This is a genomic window from Haliscomenobacter sp. (assembly GCF_041740695.1).
GTDB lineage: Bacteria > Bacteroidota > Bacteroidia > Chitinophagales > Saprospiraceae > Haliscomenobacter.
Genome location: NZ_JBGSLK010000056.1, coordinates 1 through 10,770 on the forward strand (window position 1 = coordinate 1; position 10,770 = coordinate 10,770).

The window sequence follows — 10,770 nt, forward strand, 5'->3', positions numbered from 1 at the left end:
GCTGGCATCAAGTCTGCCTTTGGTGTAACCATCAAAGACAATTGTGCACTGGGTAACGTAAGTGTAAGTGTTTACACCAAAGATCGTTATGTAAAAGGTATTTTGGTTTACACTGGACCTGCTGATCCTCTTTGTAATGACAACGCCCGTGGTGGCGAATTGCGTGGCGACAATGACAAATACCGTCTTGGTGCTTGCGACAAAGACGACATTTGCTGGGATAAAGTGGAGTATGCTGTAATGAACGGCATGATGATCGGTCTTCCAGTAGGCAAACACCTGATGGTGATTGACGCTTTCGATGGTTGCTACAATGCTTCTACTTGCTGCTTCATTTTCGAAGTGAAGGACAAGATTGCACCTGTAATGAAGTGTGACGATGACCTGCACATCACGTTGAGCAATGCCAATGGTTACACCAACGGTTATGCACAAGTAAGTGCTGACGACATCGACGAAGGTTCTTGGGACAACTGCAAACTGGCTTGGATTGCAGTACGTCGCAACGTACCAACTGCTTGTGCTGCTAGCTTCATTGCTAAAGGATACGACACGAACAACAACGGTAAATTGGATCCTCTGCCTGCTGATGGCGACTGGACCAAAGCTGACGGTTTTGACATCGATGGCGACGGTACATTGAATGGCTTCGGTGAAACTTTCATCCTGAAGGGTGGTAAGTTGATGACTCCGCTGCAAGACATCGTTGAGTTCTTCTGCTGCGATTTGGCAGAGCGCGTAACGATCGAATTGTGGGGTGCTGACGTATATGGCAACACCAACTATTGCTGGAATGATGTGTTGATCGAAGACAAAGTGGCTCCAACTTGTTTGGCTCCATGGGCGGTTACGGTTTATTGTGATGACAAAAACCTGGCTTTCATTGATGACAAAGTAGCTTCTGCTGCTGCGTTTGGCGATGTAATCATTCCTTCAGGCAACGATTGTGCTGCTTTGGATACGGTTTATTCTACTGTGAAGAAACTGAAGTGTGGTTATGGCTGGATCGATCGCAACTGGACTTTGACCAAAGAAACGGTTAAAGGCCCAATCAGCGTGACTTGTACTCAGCGCATCTGGATTCTGCCAGTACACGAATACAACATCTGTTTCCCTAAAGATGTAGCTTCTGATTGTAAGACTCCAATCATTGATACCGTTATCACTGACGAATTGGGTTGTGACATCTTGGCTGTAAACGTTACCGACAAGCGTTACGATGCATCTGACGATGAGTGCTACAAAATCTTCCGTACTTACTCCGTGATCAACTGGTGTACTTACGATGATCGTTGTGGTGACCCACTGTTGCAAACCAACGTTACGATCATTCCTCGGGACGTATTTGGCAACTATGGCAAAGACCCAATCTATGTTTTGGTGCGTGACCGCGAAGACAACCGTCGTGATGGCATCGAAGAGTTCTACATTTCTAAGGACTTGATTGCTAACAACTCTAATGACGTACGCTTCAAACCTCCTTATTGCGAAATCGCTGGTGAATTTTACCACAGCTTCATCTATACCCAGATCATCAAAGTATACGATGACACTCGTCCAGTAGTAACTGGTGACCCAGGCAAATTCTGCATCCGTGAGGGTGGCGATTGTTTGGCCAACCTGAAAATGGTGATCACTGGCAAGGACAACTGTACCGACGATGTGACTTTGGAAACTCAGTTCCTGATGATTGCACCGTTCCAAACTTTGGATGCCAGCAAAATGATCCTGTACTCCACTCCACGCTGGAGCACCAAAGACTTGACTGGCGGCCAGTTCGAGATCAACGTAGCCAACATCCCAGAAGGCAAGCACGACCTGATCGTAGTGGTACGTGATGAGTGTGGTAACCTGAGTGTGGCAACCCGGATTCCATTCACCGTTGAAGACTGCAAAGGTCCAGCTCCAATTTGTATCAACGGATTGAGCACTGAACTGATGCCTGATGGCGCTGGTGGTGGCATGATGGCCGTTTGGGCTTCTGATTTTGTTGCATCGAAAATTTACGATTGCAACGGTCAGGGACCAGAAACCTTGAACGGTTTGAAACTGGTAACCAAGTACTCCATCAACCGCGTAGGTAGCCCAGTGGTGTCTACTCAAACGGGCATCAACCTGACTTGCGCCGATAAAGGCAAAGTCGTGCTGGTTGAATTGCACGCATGGGACAATGCTGGCAAGGACGACTTCTGTGTAACTTACATCGAAGTTCAGGACAACCGTAGCGCATGCCCAGGTTCCGCTACTGGTGATGTGAGCATTGCAGGTACCATCTCCACTGAAGGTGCAGGTAACCTCCAAGGTGCCAACATCACGTTGAGTGGCTCCACTTCGCAGAATGCAACGACTGCCGCCAATGGTGCTTACTCTTTCGTCAACCTGACAAAGGGTGGTGACTTCACGATTGTACCACAATTGGACAAAAACCACCTCAACGGGGTATCTACCTTCGATTTGGTCTTGATCCAAAAGCACATCCTGGGAGTACAAGCACTGAACAGTCCTTACAAAATGATCGCTGCTGACGTCAACAACTCCAAGTCCATTTCGACCCTGGATTTGATTGCCCTGCGCAAGTTGATCCTGAATATCGATACCCACTTTTCGAACAATACTTCCTGGAGATTCATCGATGCCGCTTACAACTTCCCCAATGCCAGCAACCCATGGGCGGCTAGCTTCCCTGAAGTGGTGAGCATCAACGACATCCCTGCCAATGCAACGGCCAATTTCGTCGCCATCAAAATTGGGGATGTCAATGCCAGTGCAAGCGTGAGTGCTGCGGCCAGTGCTGAAGTACGGACCAATGGCACCTTGAACATTCAGGCAGCGGAAGCTGCCATGAAAGCGGGTCAGGAATACAGCATTGAATTCAATGCTGCAGACCTGAAAAGTGTACAAGGTTACCAGTTCGCCCTGAACCTGGACAAGAGCAAAGTAGAATTGGTTGACCTCGTGTATGGTGTAGCCAAAGCCGAAAACTTTGGAGTATTCCAAAATGAAGGTTTGATCACCACTTCCTGGAATCAAGCGGGGCTTGCGACAGCAACAGCGAAGCAAGGTGCCTTGTTTACGTTGGTACTCCGCGCCAAGGCTGACGCTCAATTGAGAAGTGCCCTGAGCCTGAACCGGGTGGTATCTGCCGAAGCCTACAGCCAAAACAATGAGCAACTGGGTGTTGCCCTGCAGTTTGGCAAAGCTGAAGCCTTGGCCAATGGTTTTGAGTTGAAGCAAAACACGCCCAACCCTTTCAATGGGGAAACGGTGATCAGCTTTAACCTGCCCAAGGCCAGTGCCGCTACCCTGACCATCAGTGATGTAACTGGACGCGTACTGAAGAGCATCCGCGCCGATTACGCCAAGGGTGCCAATCAGGTGGTGCTGAAAGCTAGTGATTTTAACGCTACTGGTGTGTTGTATTACACCCTGGAAGCTGAGGAGCATACGGCTACCAAGAAGATGATTATTGTGGAATAAGCCATGCCAACCCCTGAACCCATGAATTTATTCGTGGGATGTTCGTGGGTTGTTAGATGGTATCAAAACCCTCGATTGCTTCGGTAATCGGGGGTTTTGTTGTTTAAAGGCTGCTTCTGGTTGAGCTGGCGTAAAAAGCTGGACGCGCGGTAGGCTCCAAAACCTGCGACCGTCGAGCTGACGCCGCAGGCGTCGGTGAAAGATCGACGAGCGCCCACGTAGTGGTAAGTAAGATGATCGACTTAGCGCGAGCATAAAAACCCCGGTATAGCTGAACTCCCTACCCCCACTGCGTGGGCGCTCGTCGATCCCAAAATGCTCGCTGCGCGAGCGGGCTCGACGGTCGCACATACCTGATCCTACCTCTGGTCGAGCAGGTGTAAAATGCCGGACACGCGGTAAGCTCCAAAACCTGCGGCCGTCGAGCTTGACGCCGCAGGCGGCAGCAAAAGAGGGTAAAATGCCCAGCGGAATGTACCACAACCGCAGCAGTGGTTGAACAAATCGGGCGACATTCAACCGCTGCCGCGGTTGTGAAACGGCACAAACACGCTAAACCCGCGGACGACCGCGGCTATTCAAGATTCAACCGCTGCCGCGGTTGGGGGTTCAAAATTCGGGATGATGAACTCATGTTGGTTGGTTGGGGATAGGTCTTATTTTTAATTTTAGCTTAGGGCGAATTCTATTTGATCTGATAATAGTACCTCATGTGGCTTACTGTGGAAACACCGCGGTGACCTCCCCTTTTTCATTCAAAAACTCCAATTTGGCTTCATCTTTCTCATTCACCAGAAGCCTGATCCGAATTTTGCCCTGTTTGTCTTTGAGTTGTATTTGGGAATTTCATTCTTGTTCTGTATAAGGAAAGGCGAAAACAAGTTCTCTTGCTCCAATCCTTTGGTAAAAGGATTTAGCTGAAATTTTATTATTTTGTCAATGGTAAAATATCGTTAGCTTATGTTAGGCTGAATGATAAGCAAAAAAATTGCCAATCCATTATTAATGCAATAATAGTTTCATACATTACAATCATTTAAAAGTTTATAGATTCTTTTTTAAAACAAAAAAAATTATTACATTTGCCATGACATCAAACCAAAACAAAAAAATTAAAATCTCCGTGCTCTATGCCCCAGAAGATGTAGAATTTAAAAACGTACTGAGAAAGCATCTCAAACCATTAGAAGAATCCTTTATCAACTATTGGGATGAATCTGAAATGCTTCCAGGTAGTTCAGTTTTTGAAGAAAAGCAAAAAAACATTAATAGCTCACGCGTTTTTTTACTTATTTTAACAAGTGATTTTTTAGGTAATGATACACTTACCCAAGAAGTCGATATCTTAAAGAAAGTTGCTAAGCATATAGTTCCAATAATATGGAAACCATGCACTTATGATCGGTATAAGAATTTTAAATGCCTCCCATCAAATGGAAAATCAGTCACACAATGGGGGGCAGACCAAAAAGATGAAGCACTGGTCAATATTTCAGAAAATATCAAGAAGTTAGTTGAATCAATTTCTGTTTCATTGCAACTTGAAGAGAAAGATTCAGAAGACAACTCTACGATTAATCAGGAAGGGCAAGAAGAAAGAAGGGAAAATAATTTTTTAACCAATGGTAATTTTGACATGGACCGCTACATCTCTGATTTACGCCAAATTGGGAATCAATTGGACTCACTAAATGTGCAATATCTCAATTTTGAATCAAAATTAAACCTTATTCTTGAAAAGCTAGAACTATTAGCTTCCAATATAAAACAATTGGTTGAAAACGTTAATCCCTTACCCCAAGAAATCAAGTTTATTATTGGATCCATTGATGGCAAGCAACAAAGTATTAAGCAATCTTTGCTAAGAGCATTTAGCAACGGGGATCTCGATCGCATTAAAACAATAGAAATACCAAAACTCGAATACTATGTTGCAGAACTAGCTGATGAATTGTCCAAACTACGCAACCAATTTTCTAGCAACTAATACATGTGAACAAAAATGATATAAAACAATTATCTAGTGGGTTGTCTGATAAGACATTACCTACCATCGGAAAAGACCTCACTGTATTGGGGGATGTCTTTCAATTTGATCCAGGCACAATGATCGAAGAAGACATATTTATGGTTGCTGAAAATGTTTTGAGTTCAATATATAAAGAACTGATAAAAAATAGATCCAAAGTAATTGAAATACCTGTTGAACTTGATGATGAATTTGTTGAAATCAAATCTCAAGCAAGTGCCTTGTTGAAAAAAATAAGAAATAAGCAAGAAGATAAAACATTTTTTAAAGAAGTCGTAGAACTAGGAAGAATGATAAATCGAATAGCACCTAAAATTAGTAAATTAGTAAAAATTATAATAATTGCATCATTGAATACAAATTTCTATAGCTAATAAATTACATATTAAATTAAATCTGTTCGAGTAACTCCTTTAGCCTTGCAACTATTTTTTCTCGTTCTAAATAGTTGCCGTAAATGCGTAGAGACTCTTCTATAAGTTGGTCATAATGATAAATTTCTCTATGACCTCCCGATTGCACGTTGTTCCCAAATTTATTATTTTTACTCTAAAAACTATCATGTTAGAAAAAGGAGAAGAGAAAGCCGAACTAGAAAAGTCCAAGGACTCATTGCTATTGCCTCAGGATAAATTGGAAGGTCAAGCAGGACCAGAGGAATCCACTGATTTGCCATTGTCACAAGAAAAAGTACGTCCGTCCCCTAAAGGTAAAAGGAAGAATAAAAATAATGAGATTGAGCACACCCGAATAGAACTTCCAAACTGGAGAGAATTAACCACTGAGTCTGCCAATTTCATTTATCTTGAATCAGAAAAACGCCTCAAAGAAATTATAGATGCTTGTAACTATACACAGGAAACTGCTCACAAGATGTTCACCGTACTATTGCCAATTATATCCATTGCCATTGGATATCTATTCTCGAAAAAATGGAATGATGATTGGAAGATCATGTTACCAGCAATGGTATTTATATCAGTTCAACTTATTGCCATTTTTTTCTTAATGCTTAGCATCCTCCATAAAACGCTACACAGCTTAGGGTCAAACCCAATTGACATGCTTAAACCTGAATTTATAGTTAAGGATTCACAGTATATATTATATCTGATTGGTATTTGCGAAGCCATACAGAGTAAAATAAACCATAATCATAGCGTCAACACAAAAACAGCGCTTAGAAATAACATTGCGATTATCCTAGCTACGTTCATTTCTCCACTATCTTTTTTTATCACCTCACTCATAATTTGGTGGTGGGAGTAACATCATTTGTTTTTACAGTTGGGTTGGAAGAGGGAATGGAAGGTCGGTCGCTAGGAGGTAAAGTCGGCTTAGGTTCTGGTTTTGGATTGTTGTCCTTACTCATTTCTTTGGTTTTGAAATTGGCTGTGAATCCAAGCCCCTCTTTAAAGTTGGATCAGAGGTTGGAATAGACGGCCGATCACTTGTGGATGGAGTTGTTTTAGGTTCTGGTTTCGGATTGTTGTCTTTGCTCATTTTGTTCGCTTTGAAATTGGCTCAGAATCCAGGCCTTTTTTTAAGGTTGGATCCGATGATGGAATGGACGGCCGATCACTTGGAGGCGGTGTTGGCTTCGGAAGATCTTGTTTTGGCTTTTCTTTCTCACTCATCGTTTAATTATTTATAGGTTATTCCTGACGTTCGGCTCGCCTAGGCCTAAAATTTTCCCAGGCGGGAATAGTCGTTTCAAATAATACCACTCAAACCGGATATTATCTTCCTCATCAACTATTAACGCTATAGCTCACCTCGAAACAATTCATATACCTTCCTCTAACAAATATAAAAATTACTTCTTGATATAGCAATACTTCGGCAATATTATTATCATCACACCTTCTCCAACTTCCCACTCTTCGCCGCCACTCGATAAAAGAACGCCCGTTCTTCCCGCAGCGCCTTTTGCTCCATCTCAGGCCAATGTTTCAGAATGATCATCACCGATTCCCAGTACAAAAAGCCAGTTTTAGATGGAGGTTTGAGGAAAAACATACCCAGATGGTGTGTTTCACACAATTCCCGCTGATGCCGAATGCGATGAATGTTGATGTCTTGAGTGATTACGCAAGCACCTTCAGCACCTGCTTGAGGCAGCCAATCCTCATCTTTTGCACCTCGGCCAAATACATCAACGGTAGCTTTGATTTCAATTTGCTCGGACAAGCTGGCGTTGCGGGGTATTTGTAACTGATTCAGCCCATGAGCGATGTGGTAAGATATGTTTTCGTCAAGATAAATAATCATGCCGCTTTACAGTATTCTATTGCGTCTTGAACTTCTTTCTCAACCAAGTCATACGCAGAGCAAATAAAAGGGATACTTTCCCCTCCCTGATAAAGACCATATATCGTTTCAGGGTAAATATTGCTTGTCCCGATGACTGGATGACCGAATTGACGCTGGGGATCCACCACAATGCTTTTCTCCTTACCCCGTGGCCAAAAGCGCAAGGCAATTGATTCCTGGTCAAAATCCAGTTTGTGGAAAAACTGCCGGATGAATTCCAGATTCAGCTGTTTGGTTCCATCGAGGGATACAATATGCCCTTCGAATTCCAGGTATATCCGATATTGATCGGTTTGGATGTTTTCTACTATCTTTTTTTGGGCAAAAGGAAATGGAGTATTGAACCACTCCGACAAGGCCGTTTTGGCGCGAATCACTGCTTTGGTGGGGATGCCTGCTTCACCCAAATGATACAACACATAAAACTCTACCAAAGCTTGAAAACTAACAGCAACACTTCGATCGATGGTCCATGAATACTGATTCCAATAAGCCGCCAACCAACGCCGAACCTTGGCTGTTGGCAGTTGGAGAATTTCGGAGATATCTGCTACAGTGTAAATTCCATCTCCTAATTCAAGCTTATGTTGTAGTGTTTTGGTCATGATTAATGGGAAAATTTTCTACGTCACTTACAAATATATACGAATTAGGTTGTTTTTTCAACTTCAACCAAACAAATAATTTACCAAATCCAGGTACAAACAAAAAAAGCCCACCATAGCGAGCCTTTTCAAGGAGCCGCCCAAGGGACTCGAACCCTCGACCTACGCATTACGAATGCGTTGCTCTACCAACTGAGCTAGAGCGGCTAAACAATTATTGGGCTGCAAATATAGTACAAAAGCGACCTGCCTGTCAAGCAATCTCCGGCTTTTTTTACCAGTTTGCACCAGCCCCACCACCACCAGAAGAACCGCCGCCCCAGCTACCACCGCCGCCGCCACCGCTGCCACCACCCGAAGAGGAGCTCCGCGTCAGCATTGGGATCGTTACCCGTTTCACATCGTGGTAGTTACAACTTTTACAATCGTTGACCACTTCTTTGAGTCCGGTAGAGGAATAAGTTGCTGAGATGATGGTTTGGCTATGAGAATTGTAGTAGGTGATGTAGCTACATTTGGGGCAACGGCGGTACTTTAGATTGCCTTTGCTGTAACGTAGGATGAGGAGATCCGCCTCGTCGTTGTCGTTGGCCCAAACGTCGTAGTCCGCTACGCCAATTTCTTCTTCGGTGATTTGGCCTTGTTGCATGTATTTGTCCTCCTGGTCCTCGGGAATCAAACGCAGTTCAGCACCCGTTTTTTTGCTGTAGCGTTTGCCATAGCGCAATTCCTTCATTTTCCGGCCCACAAACCACCAGATAAAAATATAGGGAATGGGAAACAGAATGAGGAAAACCCACTTCCGCGATTTGCGCAAGGCCATGTATTTATCGTAGGCATCCTGCTTGCTGCTGAGGCCATTGTAGACAAAAACCAGGGCCAGCAGGTTAAAAATCCCGTTAAAAATGGAGTGGCCAAAGAGGACTTGCAACCAGCCACCTTTTTTACTTGAGCTTTGTGATTGATCCTGTATTTCGGAAATGCTGTTAGGGTTCTCCAGGTAGTATTTACATTTGTTGACCCCGGAGATCAAACCAACCCCGTAATCCCCTTTTTTAAAATGAGGATTCATTTCCTGGGTAATTATCCGATAGCATAGCGCATCGGTGAGGATACTCTCGGTACCCAGACCCGTTTCAAATTCAGTCCGCCGCTGGTCCATCACCGTAAGGATGAGCAAGCCATTGTCTTTTTCAGCCTGGCCAATGCCCCACTTGTTGAAGAGTTTGGTGGCAAAATCCTTGGGGACCTCCTCCCCTATCGAATACAGTACCACTACCGCGACTTGCGCCGTGGTGGAGTCTTCCATCGCATTGATCAACTTATCTAAAACCGCTTCGTCGGAGGCACTGAGGTAGTCGTCAGGGTCACTGACGCTGCTGTTGCGGTTCTTGGGGTCAGGTACCCGATCAATAGTGTAAGTCTTTCCGGACTTTTGTGCAGTCAGGAAGCCAATGGAAAATAAAAGTGCAAAGGTGAAAAGTACGTAGCGCATGGAATGGCAAAGGTTTTCCGTAGTGTATGACAAGCAGAGGCATTGTCGCCACAAATGTGCTTCAAGATCGGGATTTTCGGTCAAATCCACACGCTTATTCGACACAATGGTATTTTTAGATCGATGGATGATTAAACGCTGAAGCCGCATCATTCCTAAGATGGCCCTTAGATGTCCTAGATGGTTCAAATAAACTTTAAGGATGTGCCGCCACCCAAACCTCCCCATCTTCAAAAATCTCTTTTTTCCAGATCGGCACGGTTTCTTTTAACGTATCAATTGCGTATTGGCAAGCCTCAAAAGCAGCCTTACGGTGAGGAGTAGAAACAGCAATGATCACCGCAATGTCTCCAATCGCCAGACTACCCACCCGATGATGAATGACCACATGATGAGCCTGCCAGCGTTGTTCCACTTCCGCAGCGATTTTTGTCATTTCCGATATGGCCATGGGCGCATAGGCTTCAAACTCCAGGCGCAGCACCGGGCGCCCCTTGGTCTGATTGCGTACCGTACCAATAAATACCGTTGCCCCACCTGATGCCGGATCGGCAGCGAGGTTGATGCATTCTTGAGCGGAGAGGGCGGTTTCTTTGAGTTGGATATTAAGCATGGCAGGTGTGGATTCAAAGTTTCTTGGTTCAAAAATAAATCCGCATTATTTTGACCACCAAAGCGACATTTTATTACCACAAAGAATAAAAAAGAGGACAGTAGAGTAGAGAGAAGCGGCGCCGCCGCTTCTCCCCCTCGTCAAACCGTACGTGCGGTTTTCCCGCATACGGCTTTCCTATGATCTTCGTCATCAGCTTTCACAGGCGAACACCTCTGCCAGTGTATTTTGTCGGGTC

The 10,770-nt window shown here is 44.3% G+C and carries 8 protein-coding genes and 1 tRNA gene; 4 read left to right on the plus strand and 5 right to left on the minus strand.

Translation table 11 applies throughout. The features are described from left to right. The 4 genes from ACEW9O_RS12170 to ACEW9O_RS12185 all read left to right on the plus strand — a co-directional run. The coding region (locus ACEW9O_RS12170; RefSeq protein ID WP_373550437.1) for a T9SS type A sorting domain-containing protein at window positions 1–3,477 on the plus strand (3,477 nt) is incomplete at its 5' end. Window positions 3,478–4,564: 1,087 nt separating this feature from the next. Next, on the plus strand, window positions 4,565–5,464 hold the full coding sequence (locus ACEW9O_RS12175) for a hypothetical protein (RefSeq protein ID WP_373550438.1): 900 nt from the start codon (window positions 4,565–4,567) through the stop codon (window positions 5,462–5,464). Between the two features lie 5 nt (window positions 5,465–5,469). Continuing rightward, window positions 5,470–5,880 (plus strand): hypothetical protein, encoded by a 411-nt coding sequence (locus tag ACEW9O_RS12180; RefSeq protein ID WP_373550439.1) that lies wholly within the window; start codon window positions 5,470–5,472, stop codon window positions 5,878–5,880. 187 nt (window positions 5,881–6,067) lie between these two features. Next, entirely contained in the window at window positions 6,068–6,775 is a 708-nt protein-coding gene (locus ACEW9O_RS12185; RefSeq protein WP_373550440.1) for a hypothetical protein, read from the plus strand. A 588-nt stretch (window positions 6,776–7,363) separates the two neighbouring features. Here ACEW9O_RS12185 and ACEW9O_RS12190 read toward each other — a convergent pair. The 5 genes from ACEW9O_RS12190 to ACEW9O_RS12210 all read right to left on the minus strand — a co-directional run bounded on the left by ACEW9O_RS12190 (window position 7,364) and on the right by ACEW9O_RS12210 (window position 10,532). Further along, a complete protein-coding gene (locus ACEW9O_RS12190; RefSeq protein ID WP_373550441.1) occupies window positions 7,364–7,777 on the minus strand; it encodes a hypothetical protein in 414 nt (137 codons plus the stop codon). Next, window positions 7,774–8,424 carry a DUF433 domain-containing protein gene (locus ACEW9O_RS12195; protein ID WP_373550442.1) on the minus strand — a complete coding sequence of 217 codons (651 nt, stop codon included), beginning with the start codon at window positions 8,422–8,424 and terminating at the stop codon, window positions 7,774–7,776. The genes ACEW9O_RS12190 and ACEW9O_RS12195 overlap by 4 nt, the downstream gene beginning before the upstream one ends. A 134-nt stretch (window positions 8,425–8,558) precedes the next feature. Next, window positions 8,559–8,631: transfer RNA gene (locus tag ACEW9O_RS12200), tRNA-Thr, on the minus strand. Between the two features lie 67 nt (window positions 8,632–8,698). Continuing rightward, window positions 8,699–10,024, minus strand: a complete 1,326-nt coding sequence (locus ACEW9O_RS12205; RefSeq protein WP_373550443.1) for a YgcG family protein — start codon at window positions 10,022–10,024, stop codon at window positions 8,699–8,701. Between the two features lie 91 nt (window positions 10,025–10,115). Further along, window positions 10,116–10,532 (minus strand): molybdenum cofactor biosynthesis protein MoaE, encoded by a 417-nt coding sequence (locus ACEW9O_RS12210; RefSeq protein WP_373550444.1) that lies wholly within the window; start codon window positions 10,530–10,532, stop codon window positions 10,116–10,118. Between the last annotated feature and the right edge of the window lie 238 nt (window positions 10,533–10,770).